11 protein-coding genes are annotated in these 16,954 nt (G+C 69.8%); 5 read left to right on the plus strand and 6 right to left on the minus strand.

Features of this window, described 5'->3' with window-relative positions; translation table 11 throughout:
- Positions 1 to 7 precede the first annotated feature (7 nt).
- A complete protein-coding gene (locus AB0H54_RS09035) occupies positions 8 to 1,573 on the minus strand; it encodes an FAD-dependent oxidoreductase (protein WP_357343978.1) in 1,566 nt (521 codons plus the stop codon).
- Positions 1,574 to 1,828: 255 nt separating this feature from the next.
- Between AB0H54_RS09035 and AB0H54_RS09040 the strand changes: the two genes are divergently transcribed.
- Complete coding sequence (locus AB0H54_RS09040) at positions 1,829 to 3,331, plus strand: APC family permease (protein WP_357343980.1); 1,503 nt, start codon at positions 1,829 to 1,831, stop codon at positions 3,329 to 3,331.
- Positions 3,328 to 4,122, plus strand: a complete 795-nt coding sequence (locus AB0H54_RS09045; protein ID WP_357343982.1) for a helix-turn-helix domain-containing protein — start codon at positions 3,328 to 3,330, stop codon at positions 4,120 to 4,122. Before AB0H54_RS09040 ends, AB0H54_RS09045 begins: the two co-directional genes overlap by 4 nt.
- Here the strand turns inward: AB0H54_RS09045 and AB0H54_RS09050 are convergent.
- The 5 genes from AB0H54_RS09050 to AB0H54_RS09070 all read right to left on the minus strand — a co-directional run bounded on the left by AB0H54_RS09050 (position 4,110) and on the right by AB0H54_RS09070 (position 12,051).
- Positions 4,110 to 4,961: a 3-hydroxybutyryl-CoA dehydrogenase gene (locus AB0H54_RS09050; RefSeq protein ID WP_357343983.1), complete on the minus strand. Its 852-nt coding sequence runs from the start codon at positions 4,959 to 4,961 to the stop codon at positions 4,110 to 4,112. The genes AB0H54_RS09045 and AB0H54_RS09050 overlap by 13 nt on opposite strands.
- 166 nt (positions 4,962 to 5,127) lie before the next feature.
- The gene (locus tag AB0H54_RS09055; RefSeq protein WP_357343985.1) at positions 5,128 to 6,621 is read right to left on the minus strand and encodes an amino acid permease; all 1,494 of its coding nucleotides are present in this window, start codon (positions 6,619 to 6,621) and stop codon (positions 5,128 to 5,130) included.
- Positions 6,621 to 7,700 carry a Glu/Leu/Phe/Val dehydrogenase dimerization domain-containing protein gene (locus tag AB0H54_RS09060; RefSeq protein ID WP_357343987.1) on the minus strand — a complete coding sequence of 360 codons (1,080 nt, stop codon included), beginning with the start codon at positions 7,698 to 7,700 and terminating at the stop codon, positions 6,621 to 6,623. Before AB0H54_RS09060 ends, AB0H54_RS09055 begins: the two co-directional genes overlap by 1 nt.
- 191 nt (positions 7,701 to 7,891) lie before the next feature.
- Entirely contained in the window at positions 7,892 to 11,368 is a 3,477-nt protein-coding gene (locus tag AB0H54_RS09065; RefSeq protein ID WP_357343988.1) for an indolepyruvate ferredoxin oxidoreductase family protein, read from the minus strand.
- Positions 11,369 to 11,565: 197 nt separating this feature from the next.
- Positions 11,566 to 12,051 (minus strand): Lrp/AsnC family transcriptional regulator, encoded by a 486-nt coding sequence (locus AB0H54_RS09070; RefSeq protein WP_357343990.1) that lies wholly within the window; start codon positions 12,049 to 12,051, stop codon positions 11,566 to 11,568.
- A gap of 64 nt (positions 12,052 to 12,115) precedes the next feature.
- On the opposite strand from AB0H54_RS09070, the gene AB0H54_RS09075 reads away from it, so the two are divergent.
- The 3 genes from AB0H54_RS09075 (at position 12,116) to AB0H54_RS09085 (ending at position 16,948) form a co-directional block, all read left to right on the plus strand.
- Complete coding sequence (locus tag AB0H54_RS09075; RefSeq protein ID WP_357343992.1) at positions 12,116 to 13,771, plus strand: FAD-binding dehydrogenase; 1,656 nt, start codon at positions 12,116 to 12,118, stop codon at positions 13,769 to 13,771.
- A 416-nt stretch (positions 13,772 to 14,187) separates the two neighbouring features.
- A complete protein-coding gene (asnB, locus tag AB0H54_RS09080; protein WP_357343994.1) occupies positions 14,188 to 16,029 on the plus strand; it encodes an asparagine synthase (glutamine-hydrolyzing) in 1,842 nt (613 codons plus the stop codon).
- Positions 16,030 to 16,171: 142 nt separating this feature from the next.
- Positions 16,172 to 16,948, plus strand: a complete 777-nt coding sequence (locus AB0H54_RS09085) for a hypothetical protein (RefSeq protein WP_357343996.1) — start codon at positions 16,172 to 16,174, stop codon at positions 16,946 to 16,948.
- Positions 16,949 to 16,954: the final 6 nt, after the last annotated feature.

Genomic DNA, 16,954 nt, shown 5'->3' on the forward strand with positions numbered 1-16,954 from the left:
AGGGGTGTCAGGCCGCGACGCGGGCGTGCAGGGCGGTCACGACATCGCGGGCCGAGGTGAAGGCTCCGTGCTGCCAGGCGATCGCGTTGGACAGGTGGTCTCCGGCGAAATACACCCGCTCGACCGGCGCGAGCAGCTTGGTGTACTCCGGCGTGGCCACGCCGCCGTGCGCGTCGCTGCCCGACCAGCCGACCCACGCGCCCTCGGAATACCGGGTGCGCCGCCAGCTGCCGGAGAACGCGGAGGCGATGTCGCGCCCGTACTTCTCGCCGTGGATCGCCGAGCCCTCCGCGACCGCCTTCGCCAATCGCTGCCGGTGCGTGAGGGATTCGAAGGCCTGGTGCCGCTTGCCGGTGTTGTAGTAGCCGACCACCACGCCGCGTTCGCCGTGGTAGTGGTCGTACGGGAACATGATCTGCGCGATGTCCTTGTCGGTATTGGTCGCGCCGCCGTAGATCCGGTCCTCCAGCTCCCACCAGCGCCGCGAGTACTCGATGCCGAGCTTGCCGGAGGACACCGGCACGGCCGCCTTCAACGCGGTCAGCACGTCGGCGGGCAGGTTGGTGGCCAGGCGCCCGACGAGATTCGGGGGCAGCGTGCAGATGCAGTAGTCGGCGTCGAGAGCCTGCTTCGCGCCGTCGCGGGTGTACTCGACCCGGACCCCGCCCGGGGTGTTGCGCAGGGCCGACACCTCGGCGCCGAAACGGATCCGGTCGTTGCCGATCGCGCGCTGGAAGGCGGTGTAGATGCGGTCCATGCCGCCGACCGGGGTCATCATCATCATGGCCTGGTCGTAGCCGAACTCGAAGCTGAAGTTGCGGCCGAGACCACTGCGGAGGGTGTCGGACATGGCGAAGGGCTTGCGCTGGTCGCCGAAGTTCAGGCCCGCGCCGGGCTCGGACTCGTAGCCGCGCCGGGTCGAGCCGAGATAGCGGCCGTCACTGGACAGATCGCCGAAATCGCGCAGGAACGACGCCAGCGCCTCCTTGTCGTCGCCGGTCAGCACATCGTCGAGCGCGCCACGCGACGCGGCCTTCTGCAACAGCTCCGACAGATAGCCGTACATGTCGGCCTTCGCCGCCCGGTACTGCACCGACTGCCCGGAGATCGGCGTCGCGCTCTGGTAGTTGACCAGCGTGTTGGCGTTCTGATTGCCGAAGGGCTGGACCTCGACGCCGAGTTCGCGACAGTAGTCGAGGGTGATGTGGCCCTGCGGAATTCGCGTGGCCCCCAGATTGAAGTAGTGCCCCTCGGCGAAGGTACAGGTCTGGGTTTCGCCGTTGAGGTCGGTTTCGGTGGTGCCGTTGCGCACCGACCACACCCGCCCGCCCGGCCGCTTCCTGGCCTCGAGCACGGTGACGTCGTAGCCCGCCTTGCCCAATTCGTAGGCCGCGCACAGCCCGGCGGGCCCACCACCGAGAATCACGACGGACGCGCCGGACCCCGACTTGCCGATGAGATCGCCCATGGCGGGGGACCGGAACGGCACCTGCGCGGTGGCGGGCGCGAGCCCCAGCGTCGACAGCGCGCCGTAGGCGAGGCCAGCGCCGCCGGTGACCCCGAGACTCTGCATGAATGATCTTCTGGTGACTGCCATGGGCCGCTCCGTCCGCTGATCCGCGATGTCCGTTCTGCGACAGTCTCGAAGGCGGGTGGGGCGGTGGCGCTACGCCGGAGAAAACGTTCACCGGTCGGCGAGTGAGAGGCGCGGCGGCCCGTTCTCACTCGGCGTGCGCCGACGGACTCACCACCGCAATATCGCCGAAACCCGGCCTGGTTAGGGTCGCCCGCACCGGCGGGCACGCGTGGCCGGCGTGGGAGGTGTGTGGTGACTGCTCTGGCCGACGCGGTCGCGAGGTCGTTCGCGGCGGACGAACCCGAACGGCCCGCGGTGTCGCCGTTGCGCGCGCTGGGGCGCAGGCAGCTCTCGGGGGTCGCGCTGCTCGGGCAGTCGGTGGCCACGACCGCGCCCGCCGCCTCGATGGTGCTGCTGCCGGTCACCATGCTCACCCACAACGCGCTGCTGCCCGGCCTGGTCACCATCGTCGTCGCGACCGTTGTCGTCACCCTGATCGCGCACTGCCTGGCGCAATTCACCCGGCGGCTGTCCGCGGCGGGCGGGCTCTACACCTTCGTCAGTCACGGCGCCGGGCCACGCGCGGCGCTCACCTGCGGTGTCGGCATGCTCGTGAAATACCTGGGCAGCGCCGCGCTGACGATGTATCACGGCTCGCAGACCGTGCTGGCGCTGGCCGCGCAGCTCGGAATCACCGTGCGCGGCTGGGGGATCGGCGCGATCTACCTCGGCATCGCGGTCCTGATCGGCGCCGTGCTGGTGCGCGGTGTGCGGTTCGCGGCGATCGCGATCCTGGCGGTCGAGGCGTGCTCGCTGAGCTTCATCATCGGCCTGATGCTGGTGTCGGGGCCCGCGGTGCCGGTCATCCCGGACGCGCCGAATGTGCCCGCGGTGCTGGCGATCGCGCTGTCGGCGTTGTTCGCGCTGGCCGGCTTCGAGAGCGCGACGTTCTTCGCGCCGGAGACCCGGCGTCCGCTGGTGACGGTGACCCGCACCGTGCTGTGGACGCCGATCCTGTGCGGTGCGCTGTTCATCTTCGCGTCCTGGGCGGCATGGTCCGGGCACGCGGGAGCGGTCGTCAACGCGTATCTGCACGGGACGTCCGGGGGATCGAGCCTGCTCGTGGTGATCCTGCTCGACGCGGGGCTCACCTGTTCGTGGCTCGGTTCGTCGATGGCATCGTCGAATGCCGCGTCGCGCCTGGTCTATTCGATGAGCGTGGAGGGTGTGCTGCCGCGGGTGTTCGGCCGGGTGGGCGCGCGGCTGCGGACCCCGCACGTCGCGTTGCTCGCGATCATCGGCACGGTCACGGTCGTCGGCCTGCTGTTCGTGGCGCTGGACGGGGTGCCGCCGTCGGTGAAGACGGTCGTCCGGACCGCGCTCGCGCTGTCCTACATCCTAGTCGCGGTGGCCGCGGTGCTGTTCCTGGGCCGCATCGACGAGCTGAGCCGGCTGGACCGCTGTGCGGGGTGGGGCGCGAGTTCGGTGCTCGCCGTCGTCCTGGTGTACCTGACGTTCTCCGACGCGCGGCACGGTGTCGTCGCCGCGCCCGCGCTGATCGTCGTCGTCCTGGCGATCGGCGCGTGCTGGTACCGCTATCTCCGGCTGACCCACCCCCGAAGTCTCACCGCCATCGGGGTTTTCGACAGCCCCGAATCGGTCGACGTGCTGCCGGGCGCCGGGGTGTTCGCCGTGAATGCCCGCGGCGCGATGGCCCTGGTCGGGGTGCCGCGGGCCGACCGTGGCGCACCGTGACGGCGGCGACCCGCCGGGACGGCCCGAGCGGACACGAGCCGCGCGCGGTCCAGAAGGCGCTCGCGCTGCTCGAAGCGGTGGCCCGGCTCGGCTCGGGGGCCACCGCGAAGGAGATCGCCACGCAGACCGGGATCGCCCCGGCGACGGCCTACCGATTGCTGAATCTGCTCGTCGCCGACGGCTATCTGGTGCGCATCGAGGACCTCTCGGGCTTCGCGCTCGGCCGCCGCACCCGTGAACTGGCCGGTGCCGCAGCCGAACCCGCGGACGACCACCATCGGGTGCTCGCCGAACTGCGCGCCCAGGTGCGCTTCGGCATCCACCTCGCCGCGTTCACCGGCCGCCGGATCCGGATGATCGACAGGGACCCCGATCACGAGCTGAGCGGGGAGAAAGTGCTGATCCGGCATCCGCACGCGTCCGCGATCGGCAAGGTGCTGATGACCCGGCATCCCGAGCTCGCCGAGGGACCGCTGCGCCGGGTGACGACCTTCACCATCACCTCCCCGGCCGAGCTCGCCGCGGAACTGCGGCGGGTCGACGCGCGGGCCGTCGCCACCGAGGTGAACGAATGCCGGGTCGGCCGCAGTGCGGTCGCGGTGCCGGTGCGCGCGGCCGACGGTACCGTCGCGGGCGCGCTGGCGGCGATCGGCACGACCGGGCGGCTACCTGTGCACGACCGCGACCTCATCGATCTGCTCGCCGCGTCGGCCCAGCGGGTGCTGGTCCGGCCCGCACACCCCGCGGGAGCCGCCGGGGCGACTCCCGCGGGACGCGATCACTTCGCGTAGTCGTAGAACCCGCGGCCGGACTTGCGGCCGAGGCGGCCCGCGTCGACCATCCGGCGCAGCAGCGCGGGCGGGGCGAGGTGCGGCTCGGCGAACTCGGCGTACAGCGACTCCGAGGCGGCCAGGGCGATGTCGAGGCCGACGGTGTCGAGCAGGGTCAGCGGACCCATCGGGTAGCCGCAGCCGCCCTTCATGGCCGCGTCGATGTCCTCGGCGGTGGCGTAGCCGGTCTCGAGCATCCGGATCGCCGAGCACAGGTAGGGGATGAGTAGGGCGTTGACGATGAAGCCGGAGCGGTCACCGGCCTGCACGGTCATCTTGCCCAGGGTGTTCTTGGCGTAGTCGGTGACGGCCGCGGCCGCTTCCGGCGCGGTGACCAGGGTCGAGATGATCTCGACCAGCGGCATCACCGGCACCGGGTTGAAGAAGTGCACGCCGACCACACGCTCGGGCCGCTCGGTGGCGCCTGCCACCTTGATCACCGGGATGGAGGAGGTGTTGGTGGCGAGGATGCCCTCGGGCTTGACGATCTTGTCGAGCTTGCTGAAGATGTCGGCCTTCACCGACTCGATCTCCGGCGCGGCCTCGATCACCAGGTCGCGGTCGGCGAACTCGTCGATGTCCAGGGTGACCCGCACGCGCGCGATCGCCGCGTCGGCCTCCTCCTGGGTGATCTTGCCGCGGGACACGCCCCGGCTGATCGAGCTCGCGATCCGCTGCTCGGCCGCCTCGGCGAACTCCGGCTTGGTCTCGAGCACGAGCACCTGGCTGCCCGCCTTGGCACAAACCTCCGCGATGCCGGCACCCATGGTGCCGCCACCGATCACTCCGATCAACTCCACTGCAGAACTCCCAACATCGCATTGCCCTGGCTGTCCCGGGGATTATTTCACCCGAGCTGGCACTGAGTGCCACAGGCTGTCGAAAGCGCTGGCCAACCGGGCCACGGACGCCGGCCAGGCCGCCACCGGCTCGATGCCCGAGCGGTGGCGGCCCAGTGGGTTTCGGCTATCGGACCGGCGTCAGCTCCGGCTCGGCCGGTTCCCGCCGCCCGCGACCGAGGACCGAGTGCCGACGGCCGTAGGCGAAGTAGACCACGACACCGAGGGCCATCCAGATCACGAAGCGCAGCCACGTCTCGATCGAGAGATTCACCATCAGCCACACGCACGCCAGCGCGCCGAGGATGGGAACCACCGGGACGAACGGGACGCGGAAGCCGCGCGGCAGGTCGGGACGGGTCCGGCGCAGCACCACCACGCCGACCGACACCAGCACGAAGGCCACCAGGGTGCCGATATTGACCATCTCCTCCAGCGTGCCGAAGTCGACGAACCCGGCCAGCAGCGCGCAGACCACGCCGACGATCACGGTCAACCGGACGGGCGTGCCCTTCTTCCCGGTCTGCGCGAGGCCACGGGGCAGCAGCCCGTCGCGAGCCATGGCGAACAGCACCCGGGTCTGGCCGAGGAACATCACCATGACCACCGTCGACAGCCCGGCCAGGGCTCCGATCGCGATGATGTTCTTCACCCAGGTCGCGCCGTGGATGGCGAAGGCCGTGGCGAGGGTCGCGTTGCCGTCGGCCAGCGCGGTGTAGGGCACCATGCCGGTCAGGATCAGCGAGACCGCGATGTAGAGCACCGTCACGATCGCGAGTGAGCCCAGGATGCCGCGCGGGATGTCGCGCTGCGGGTTGCGGGTCTCCTCGGCGGTGGTGGCGACCACGTCGAAGCCGATGAAGGCGAAGAACACCAGGCTGGCCGCGGCGAGCAGGCCGTACCAGCCGTAGCTGGTGCCACCGGAACCGGTGAGGAAGGCGAACAGCGACTGCCGCAGGCCCTCGGCCTTCTCCGACGGCGCCGACGGCGGGATGTACGGGGTCAGGTTCGACGGCTTGAAGTAGGTCGCGCCGACCACCAGCACCAGCGCGATCACGCCCAGCTTGATCGCGACGGCGATGGCCGACACCCGCGAGGACAGCTTGGTCCCGGTGGCCAGCAGTACACCGACCACCGCGATGATCAGCACGGCGCCCCAGTCGAAGTGCAGCGAGCCGATCTGCACCACCGGCGCCGAGGACCCGAGCACATTGCCCAGATACTGCGACCATCCCTTGGCGACCACCGCGACCGCCAGGGCGAACTCCAGGATCAGATCCCAGCCGATGATCCAGGCGATGACCTCGCCGAAGGTGGCGTAGGCGAAGGTGTAGGCGCTCCCGGCGACCGGCACGGTCGAGGCGAACTCGGCGTAACACAGCGCCGTCAGCCCGCAGGCGACCGCCGCGAACACGAAGGCGAGCGAGACCGCGGGGCCCGCCACCGTGCCCGCCGTGCGCGCGGTCAGGGTGAAGATGCCCGCGCCGATCACCACCGCGACACCGAAGATGGTCAGGTCCTTCGCCGTCAGATCCTTGCGCAGCTTGGCGTCCGGATCGTCGGTGTCCTTGATCGACTGTTCGACGGACTTGGTGCGGAACAGGCCGCTCGTGATCGTCATCAGAGCGACCGGGGGATGGCGTCGAGGCGGCGTTCGGCGAACCGGTTGGCGGCGGCGCCGGTCCCGATCCCCTCCGACAGCGCGGCGGCGATGATCTCGCGGCAGCGCGGGTAGATGTCGGCGACCTCGGCCTCGACCTCGGCCGGGGCGGCGGCGCGCAGCTCGCCCGCCACCTGGATGAGCCCGCCGCCGTTGGCCACGAAATCGGGCACCCAGGTGATGCCGCGGTCGGTCAGCGCCCGCTCCACCTCGGGGGTGGCGAGCTGGTTGTTGGCCGCGCCGCAGATCAGCTTGGCCTCGATCGTCGGCGCGCTCGCCGCGGTGAGCGTGGCGCCCATCGCGCACGGGGCGTACACGTCGACCGGCGCGGTGGCCACCGTCGACAGCAGCCGTACCGCGGGCTGTTCGTCGGCGATGCGCCGCAGCGCGGCCTCGTTCACATCGGTGACGCAGACCTCGGCGCCGTCGGCCAGCAGCAGCGCGGTGAGCTCGCGGCCCACCTTGCCGACGCCCTCGACGCCGACCGTGCGACCGGCCAGTGTCGGTGCGCCCCAGACGGACTCGGCGCCGGCGCGCATGGCGTGGAAGACGCCGAGCGCGGTCAGCCGGGCGCTGTCCCCGCTGCCGCCCGCGGCGACGCTGCGGCCGGTGACGTAGCGGGTGTGCCTGCCGATGACATCGAGGTCGTCGGTGTTCGTGCCCACGTCGCCCGCGGTGATGTAGCGGCCGCCCAGGGTTTCCACGAAGCGGGCGTAGGCGGTGAGCAGCTCCGCGCTCTTCACGGTCGCCGGATCGCCGATGATCACCGCCTTGCCGCCGCCGAGGTCGACGCCGGCCGCCGCGGCCTTGTAGGTCATGCCCCACGACAGCCGCAGCACGTCCTGCAACGCCGCGGATTCGTCGGCGTAGGGGTAGAAGCGGGTGCCGCCCAGGGCCGGGCCGAGCGCGGTCGAGTGGATGGCGATGATCGCCTTCAGCCCCGACCTGTCGTCCTCGCAGAACACCACCTGTTCGTGGGCGCGGGCGCTCAACTCGTGCGATCGGCCGAAGACTCCCGCTTCGGTGTGCGCAACGGTCACTGTCGATTCCTTTCGATGGCCGCGCACCACGGGTCGTGCCGGGGTGCGACGGTGTTGTGGTGCCGCGGGTGTGCGGCGGTGGGGTGCACCACGGTGTCGTGATGCGCTGGGCGCGTGGCGGTGTGATCGGCACCGTCACGCGCGACGGCTGTCGCGGTGCCACCGAAGTGGTCGCGCCGCTGGGTGTTTCGTCAGTACTCGATGCCGAGCTCGCGCAGTCCGGTCCGGTACAGCTCGACATTGGCGAGCTTGATGTCCTCGTAGCCGCGCACCACGTCGGGCAGGGCGGCGGCCGCGATGGCGGTGTCGTAGTTCTCCGGGCGCAGTTCCTCGGCCAGCCGCCCCACCATGCCGGTGTAGTGGGCCAGCAGTTCCCGTTCGACCTTGCGGACGTGCGCGTAGCCGAAGGGGTCGAGCTTGGTGCCGCGCAGGAACTTGCCCTTGGCCAGCACCTTCAGCGCCACATGGGATTTCGGCGCCAGACCGATCTTCTTGCGCCGGCCCATGGCCCGCAGGACCGGCGGGTGCAGCTTGTAGGTGAGCTTCTCGCCGCCGGGGACCTGGGCCTGCACCTCGTCCAGGAACGCCGGGTCGACCAGCAGCCGGGCCACCTCGTACTCGTCCTTGTAGGCGGTGAACTTGTAGAGCCCGCGCGCCACGGCCTCGCTGAAGTCGGTGCGGTCGGTGATCTTGCGCTCCGCCGCCCAGGCGAGTTCGACGGTCTCGATGTAGCGCCGGGCCACGTCCGCGTTCTGGTAGCCGATCAGGTTCGCCGCGCGCAGCTCCATGAGCCGCCGCACCTCGCCGTCGAAGTCGGTGTGCGCCAGCAGTTCCAGCGGCACCCGTGGGGGAGTGCGCCGCGGCTGCCCCTCATCGACCGCCGCGGCGAACGCGGCCGGATCGGCGACGGCGACCCGTCCCCACCGGAAGGCCGCGATATTGGCGTCCACCGCGACCCCGTTGATCCCGATGGACTCCTCGATCGCCGCCACCGGCAGCCGCAGCCCACCGGACTGCACGGCCGCGCCGACGATCAGGAAGTTGGCCGCCGCGGTGGTGCCGAACAGGGTCTGCGCCGCGGCGAGGGCGTCGAAGTGGTGCGTCGAGTGCGACACCGCCGCGATCCGATCCAGCAGCGTCTCGGTGGCGGGGTAGGTCACCGACTTGTCGTAGACCATGTCGCCGGTCGGGGTCTGGCTCGTCGAGGCCACGGCCACGGTGCGGGCCACGTCGCCGTACTGCAGGTACCGCGCTTCGGTGGCGGTGAGCAGGTCGACGGCGAGCAGGCAGTCCGCGCTGCCCGGGGTGAGCCGGTTGGCCGGTTCCAGCTCCGTGCCGGAGAACCGCAGGTGCGAGACCACCGGACCGGCCTTCTGGCTCATCCCGATCTGGTCCAGGCTCTCCACCTCGTACCCGGCCCGCAGGGCGGCGGTGGCCAGCACCTGGTTCACCGTCACGATGCCGGTGCCGCCGATGCCCGCGATCAGCACGTTCTGGGTGCGTTGCGGTGCGCCCAGTCCGGGATCGGCGACCGCGGGCGGTTCGGTGGCCTTGCGGCGCTTGGTCTTACGCTTCTTGTCCGGCACGGTCTCCACCGTGACGAACGACGGGCAGTCGCCGTCGAGGCAGCTGTAGTCGGTGTTGCACGAGGTCTGATCGATGCGGGTCTTGCGCCCGAACTCGGTGTCGACCGGCTGCACCGACAGGCAGTTCGACTTGGTGCCGCAGTCGCCGCAGCCCTCGCAGACCGCCTCGTTGATCACCACCCGGGTGTTGCGGACCGGCAGCGCGCCGCGCTTGCGCTGCCTGCGCGCGTCGGCGGCGCAGTGCTGGTCGTAGATGAGCACCGTGACGCCCTCGATCTCGCGCAGTGCCCGCTGGGCCTCGTCGAGCCGGTCGCGGTGCCACAGCAGGGTGCCCTTGGCGAGCGAGCGCTTGCGATGGCGCCGCGGTTCGTCGGCGCAGATGATGATCTGCCGCACGCCCTCGGTGGTGAGTTTGTGGGTCAGCTGCGCGACGGTGAGCATGCCCTCCGCGTCCTGGGCGCCGGTCATCGCGACGACTTCGTTGTAGAGCAGCTTGTAGGTGATGTTCACCCCGGCCGCGACACACGCCTGCACGGCCAGCTGCCCGGAGTGGAAGAAGGTGCCGTCGCCGATGTTCTGGAACAGGTGCGGCACATCGGTGAACGGCGCCTGTCCGATCCACTGGCTACCCTCGCCGCCCATCTGGGTCAGCCCGGTGACCGCGCTGTCGGCGCGCCCGGACAGGGTCACCAGTGTGTGGCAGCCGATGCCACCGCCGCCGATCGAGCCGTCGGGCAGCGCGGTGGAACGGTTGTGCGGGCAGCCGCTGCAGAAGTAGGGCGTCCGCTGGGCGGACAGGACCTCGAGCGGAAGTGCCGGTGGCGCAGCCCGTTTCAGCTCCACCCGGCCGCGCAGCACCCGGCGCAGCGGGGCGAGCAACCGGCCCGCGGTGAGTTCGCCGTCCACCGGCATCAGCCGCGCGCCGCGCTCGTCGTGCTTGCCGAGGACGCGGGGCGCGTCCGGGGTGCCGTAGAGGATTTCGCGGATCTGGGTCTCGATGAACGCGGTCTTGTCCTCGACCACGACGAGTTCGTCGAGACCGCGCGCGAATTCGGTGACCGCGGCCGCGCCCACGGGGTAGGGCATGCCGATGCGCAGCAGCCGGATGCCCGCCCGGTGCAGGGCGGCGTCGTCGACGCCCAGGTCGAGCAGGGCCTGGCGGACCGCGTCGAACGTGGTTCCGGTGGCCGCGATGCCGACCTTCGCCCCGGCCGGATCCACCTCGACGACGTCGAGCGCGTTGGCCGCCGAGTACGCCTGCACCATTGCCCAGCGCGGACCGTAGAGATCCGCCTCGGCCAGCACGCTGTCCGAGGGCGCCGCCATCGGCCGCTGCCGGTAGACGAACGGCCTGCCCTCCCACTGCAGTTCGGGCACCGTGACGGCGAGATCGGCCACACTCGCGTCGACGGTCCAGGCACCGTCGGCGACATCGGCCACGATCTTCAGCGCCACCACACAGCCCGAGGCCCGCGACAAGGCGATGCCCCGCATGCCCAGGGTGATGATCTCCTCGGCATTGCGCGGGAACAGCACCGGCACACCCATGGCCGCCAGCGAGCGCTCGCTCACCGCGGGCACGGTCGACGACTTCGACGCCGGATCGTCGCCCACCAGCAGCAGCACGCCGCCGCGCGCGTTCACCCCGTACATGTTGGCGTGCCGGATCGCGTCGGTGGCGCGGTCGACCCCGGGCCCCTTGCCGTACCAGACGCCGACCACGCCGTCGTGGGTCGGCCGCCCGGCGGGCAGGTCGGCCTGGCTGCCCCAGACCGCGGTTGCGGCCAGTTCCTCGTTGAACCCGGGCACGAAGGTGATGTCGTGCTCGGCACGCACCTCCGGCATGCCGAGCAGCATCTTGTCCACCCCGCCCAGCGGGCTGCCCTGATACCCCGAGACGAATGTCGCGACCCGGTGCCCCGCGCGCAGGTCGCGCACATGCTGTTCCACGAGCAGCCGCGCGATGGCCTGCACGCCCGTGAGCAGCACCGGCCCGGCTCCGGAGCGATAGCGATCGGCGAGGTCGTAGGGCGCGGCAGGCTCGGCCTGCGGCGCGGCGGTCGGACAGACGACGGTGGTCATGGACGCCTCACCACACTTTCCACAACCCAGATCGTGAGCTGCGCAACGAAGGAACTTGCAATCGGTGCAGCGAAATGTGCCGTGGAGGGGTGAGGGGTGTCAACAGTCAGTCGAAAAGTTGATCAGTCTGCTCAAAAGTGATCTGGACCACTGGGGTCGATGTGCCAATCTGCTCGAGTGGAGAGACCTGCGTCACATCACGGCTGATTCGGCCGGTGGGTCAGATGATCGACCAGCGGCAGGCTCCGGTAGCCGATCGGCGTGGCCAGCGCGAGCATGGTTTCGGTGTGGTTCACCCCGTCGATGGCGTGCACTCGCTGGATGATCTCCAGCAGATCCTGCTGCGACTGCGCCGCGATCCGGACCAGCAGATCGGACCGCCCGGTGGTGGCGTGCACCTCGAGCACGTGCGGGAAGCCGCGCAGCGTCTCGATGATCGGATCCATCTTGTTCTGATCGAGTTCGACCCCGAGGAAGGCGTGCACGGCGAAGCCGATCGCCTGCACATCGATATCGGGCGGATAGCCCCGCACCGCGCCCGAGGACTCGAGCCGCTTCATGCGCGCCTGCACCGTGTTGCGGGCGATCCCGAGCCGCTGGGCCAGCTCGAGGATCGGCGCCCGCGGGTCCGCGGCCAGTTCGGCCAGCAAGGCGGCATCGAGTGCGTCGAACTTGATGGTCATGCCGCATTGTGGCACGGCGGTCCTCGTGCTTCCCCGGGGTCGGGGCGTGGGGTTACCGTTGGTGATGGCCGAATCTGCTGACGTCATCGTCGTCGGAGCCGGACTCGCCGGATTGGTCGCCACGGCGGAGTTGGTCGACGCGGGTAAGCGGGTGCTCATCGTCGAGCAGGAGAACGCGGGCAATGTCGGCGGACAGGCATTCTGGTCCTTCGGCGGACTGTTCCTGGTGAACAGTCCGGAGCAGCGCAGGGTCGGGATCAAGGACTCCTACGACCTGGCCTGGCAGGACTGGCTGGGCAATGCCGGATTCGACCGCGAGCGCGAGGATCGATGGCCGCGGGAGTGGGCGCGGGCCTATGTCGACTTCGCCGCCGGGGAAATGCGCGGCTGGCTGGCCGAACGCGGCTGGAAGTCGTTTCCGATCGTCGCCTGGGCCGAGCGGGGCGGTTACGGCGCCGACGGGCCCGGCAATTCGGTGCCGCGTTTCCACGTCACCTGGGGCACCGGGCCGCGGATCGTCGAGATCATCGAGTCGCGGGTGCGCGACGGCGTGGACCGGGGTCTGGTGACCTTCGCGTTCCGCCATCAGGTCGACGAACTCGTCGTCACCGGCGGCGCGGTCAGCGGGGTGCGCGGCACCGTCCTCGAACCCTCCGACGCGGCGCGCGGTGTCGCGTCGTCCCGGAAGTCGGTGGGGGAGTTCGAGTTCGGCGCGCAGGCCGTGATCGTCACCTCCGGCGGCATCGGGCACAACCCGGAACTGATCCGCCGGAGCTGGCCGACCGACGCGGGGCGGGTACCCGAGCACATGCTGGCCGGGGTGCCCGCGCACGTGGACGGGCGGATGCTGGAGATCTCGGAGCGCGCCGGCGCGAGCGTGATCAACCGCGACCGCATGTGGCATTACACCGAGGGCATCGTCAACTACGACCCGGTCTGGCCGAATCACGGCATCCGCGTCGCGCCCGGACCGTCCTCGCTCTGGCTGGACGCGACCGGCACCCGGCTGCCGCCCCCGCTGTTCCCCGGCTTCGACACGCTCGGCTCGATGCGCTACATCAATCGCACCGGTTTCGACTACACCTGGCTGGTCCTGGATCAGCGGATCATCGAGAAGGAGTTCGCGCTCTCCGGTCAGGAACAGAATCCCGACCTGACCGGCCGCAATATCCGGCTGCTGCTGGAACGGGTGAAGAAGGGTGCCCCAGGACCGGTCGAGGCGTTCAAGCGCAAGGGCGTCGATTTCGTGGTCGAGGACGGACTCGACGGCCTGGTCCGCCGGATGAACGAACTCGCCGGTGACGATGTGCTCGATGTCGCGAGCGTGCGGCGCGAGGTGACCTCGCGAGATCGTGAACTCGACAACCCCTTCGGCAAGGATCTCCAGCTCGCGGCGATCCGCGCGGCCCGCGCCTACCGTCCCGACAAGATCATCCGGGTGGCCGCACCGCACCGGCTGCTCGATCCCAAGGCGGGCCCGCTGATCGCCGTCCGCCTGCACCTGCTCACCCGGAAGACGCTGGGCGGCTTGGAAACCGACCTGTCGTCGCGGGTGCAGGGCCGGGACGGCGCGGCGGTCGACGGCTTGTACGCCGCCGGTGAGGTCGCGGGCTTCGGCGGTGGCGGGGTGCACGGCTACCGCGCGCTGGAAGGCACCTTCCTGGGCGGGTGCATCTTCTCCGGACGGGCTGCGGGCCGGGCGGTCGCCGCCCGGGTGTGACGACCGCCCGCCGCGCAATAGTCTTGTGCGCCAGGGTCCGTGGTCATCGGGTGATTCCACGACGGGGGTCGAGACGTGGATCTTGACGCGCGAAGATCGAGCGCATATTTTGGGCTGCGGACTTTTGAGGCGAGGGGGAAAGAACACTGGAGTCCGCACTCGTCGTCCCGCTGAATCGGGAAATTCTTTTGGTTGCGCAAGCGTACGTTCGGCGCGGTTTCGACGTCGCTCATCGCGAACTCGATAGGTGGCACAGCTAACTATTCCGGCACGGCATCGAGGGCTCGATCAGTCTGGTGGCCAACCGGTTTCGTTCCCCGCTGCCCGACGTCGCGCGTCCGGTCGGTGACCTGTCGTGTTTCGCCACGCGCTTATTCGCCGCATCGCTCGGTCTTATTCTCGGAGGTTGAAGAACAATGTGTGGAATTGTCGGATGGGTCGATTTCGCGAGTGATCTCGAAACGCAACGCCCGGTAGTGGAGCGCATGACCGAGACGATGCGCTTGCGCGGACCGGACGCCGGTGGCGTATGGATTTCCCGGCACGCCGCACTCGGCCACCGTCGATTGTCGGTCATCGATATCGAAGGCGGCGTTCAGCCGATGGTCCGCGACGATGTCGCGTTGACCTACAGCGGCGAGATCTACAATTTCCGCGAATTGCGGCGGGAATTGGAAGGCGTCGGTCACCGGTTCACCACCAAGAGCGACACCGAGGTGGTGCTGCGCGCCTACCTCGAGTGGGGCGTCGCGTGCGTCGAGCGGTTCAACGGCATGTTCGGGTTCGCGATCTGGGACGGGCGCAGCGAGGAACTGCTGCTCGTGCGGGACCGGGTGGGCGTCAAACCCGTCTACTACTACCCGACCGCCGACGGCATCCTGTTCGGCTCCGAGCCGAAGGCGATTCTCGCGAACCCGGCGGCGAAGCGGAAGGTCGACCTCGACGGCTTCGCCAATTTCCTTGTCCTGCAGGCGAATGTGGCCGGGCACACCCCGTTCGACGGTCTGCTGGAATTGCAGCCGGGTGAATTCCTGCGGGTCGGCAGGTCGGGGATCGAGCGCACTCGCTACTACCAGCTGACTGCTCGCCCGCACGAAGACGACCTCGACACCACGGTGGAGACGGTGCGCGCGCTGCTGGCCGACATCGTCGAGCGTCAGCTGGTGTCCGACGTGCCGATCGGCACCCTGCTCTCCGGCGGCATCGACTCGAGCCTGCTGACCGCGCTGGCGACCCGCTCGAACACCGCGGCCGATGTGGTGCGGTCGTTCTCCATCGATTTCGTCGGGCACGCCGACTTCTTCGAGACCTCGGCCGACATCCTGCGCGCGACCGAGGACGCGCCCTTCATCCGCAAGGTGGTCGACTACGTCGGCTGCCGGCACGAGGGCATCGACGTGGCGACCGCCGCGCTGTGCGACCCCGAGGTGCGCCGCCGGGTGCTGACGGCCTGGGACCTGCCGAATCACCTGGGCGACATGGACGTCTCGCTGTATCTGCTGTTCCAGGCGGTGCGGGAGCGCTGCACGGTGGCGATCTCCGGGGAGGGCGCCGACGAGGTGTTCGGCGGCTATCCCTGGCTGCACGACGAGAAGGTCCTCGACGTGCCGATCTACCCGTGGATGTCGTTCCAGCTGCTGCAGGGCACCCCGTCGACGTTCAGCCTGTTCGACGGTGGCGTCGTCGCGCGCACCGGCCTGTTCGAGCGCATCGGCGCCATGTACGCGCAGGGCATCGCCGAAGCGCCCCGCCTGGACGGCGAATCGCCCCTGGACGCGCGGATGCGGGCGGCCAACTACCTCGACCTCACCCGCTTCATGCGCCCGCTGCTCGACCGCAAGGACCGCATGAGCATGGCGGTCGGCCTCGAGGTCCGTGTCCCGTTCTGCGACCACCGCCTGATCGACTACGTCTTCAACGTGCCGTGGTCGATGAAGCAGCGCCCCGGCGAGAGCAAGTGGCTGCTGCGCGCCGCCGCGGGCGACCTGCTGCCCGACGCGGTGCGCAACCGCCCGAAGTCCGTCTTCCCCGCCACCCTGGACACCGGCTACGACGACATGCTGCGCAAGGGCCTCAACGAGGTGCTGACCGGCGCCGACGAGCCCATCCGCGAGTTCCTGAACATCGACGCGGCCACCGCGATCGTCGACGGCACCGACCCCGGCAGCGGCTCGTGGGCCCGGCTCCGCACCGAGAGCATCCTGCGCGCCAACGCCTGGATCAAGGAGTACGACGTCGACATGAGCCCGCTCGCCTGACGGAGCGGGAAACTGTTGCACCCCATCGTGATCCGACGTTCGTGGCCACGGTGGGGAACCCCTGTTCTAGCCTTGGGTTCTTCGACATCGCCGACCGGGTGTGCTGCTGTCCGGTGGGTGGGGACCGCACGGGGGAGTGGCGATGGTGGATCCCGACAGCATGTTCCGCGACAGTTCGACGGGTGGCCACCCGCCCGTCGGTTCGCGGAATCTGCTCGACTCGGCCGTGCGCACGCGCGCCGGCGGCGTTCCGGGTCGGCACGGAGTCGTTCGACTGCACCCGGATGAGCACTGGGGTGGCACCCTGCAGGAGATACTGCGGGACGTGCGGGAAGAGGCGGTGGTGGCCGTCTGCGCCCCGCGGCAGATGAAGCGGTACTACCACCGCGAAGCGCTGGTGCTGCGTGATCTGCTCGAGGCCGGGCGGCGGGTTCGGGTCCTGTACTCGCGGAACTATGCCATCACGCGTGATCCCGTTCCCGGGCCGCTGCCGTCGACGATCGCACCGCACACCAAGGTCACGGGCATCGAGTTCCCCAACACGATCATCATCGACCGCCGAGTCGCGGTGCTGTGGAACGGGTCCGACGATCCGCGACCGGACGCGCTCCTGGTCCGCGAACCCTCGTTGCTGCGGGCTCTGCATCAATTCGCCGCGACCACCTGGGATTCGGCCGTGGGATTGCCGGGCTGCCCGGTGCGATCCGGTCTCGAGCTCGACGCGATGTCGATCGCCGTGCTCGAGGCTCTCGGTGCCGGGCTGAAAGACGAAGTGGCGGCGCGGCGGTTGTCCGTGTCACTGCGCACCTATCGGCGTCATGTCGCGGCCGTCATGGTGCGACTCGAGGTGGATACCCGCTACCAGCTCGGGGCTCGTGCGTCCGAACTGGGATTTCGGTCGAGGTTGGCAGGAAGCTGACAACAT

This window comes from Nocardia sp. NPDC050718, from assembly GCF_040654235.1.
In the GTDB taxonomy this organism is placed as follows: Bacteria; Actinomycetota; Actinomycetes; order Mycobacteriales; family Mycobacteriaceae; genus Nocardia.

Excerpts from the sequence above, each read along its gene's own strand:
- AB0H54_RS09035 (WP_357343978.1), bottom strand. The coding sequence starts at position 1,573 with ATGCAGAGTCTCGGGGTCACCGGCGGCGCTGGCCTCGCCTACGGCGCG.
- AB0H54_RS09055 (WP_357343985.1), bottom strand. The coding sequence starts at position 6,621 with ATGACGATCACGAGCGGCCTGTTCCGCACCAAGTCCGTCGAACAGTCG.
- AB0H54_RS09065 (WP_357343988.1), bottom strand. The coding sequence starts at position 11,368 with ATGACCACCGTCGTCTGTCCGACCGCCGCGCCGCAGGCCGAGCCTGCC.
- AB0H54_RS09070 (WP_357343990.1), bottom strand. The coding sequence starts at position 12,051 with ATGACCATCAAGTTCGACGCACTCGATGCCGCCTTGCTGGCCGAACTG.
- AB0H54_RS09075 (WP_357343992.1), top strand. The coding sequence starts at position 12,116 with ATGGCCGAATCTGCTGACGTCATCGTCGTCGGAGCCGGACTCGCCGGA.
- asnB (WP_357343994.1), top strand. The coding sequence starts at position 14,188 with ATGTGTGGAATTGTCGGATGGGTCGATTTCGCGAGTGATCTCGAAACG.
- AB0H54_RS09085 (WP_357343996.1), top strand. The coding sequence starts at position 16,172 with ATGGTGGATCCCGACAGCATGTTCCGCGACAGTTCGACGGGTGGCCAC.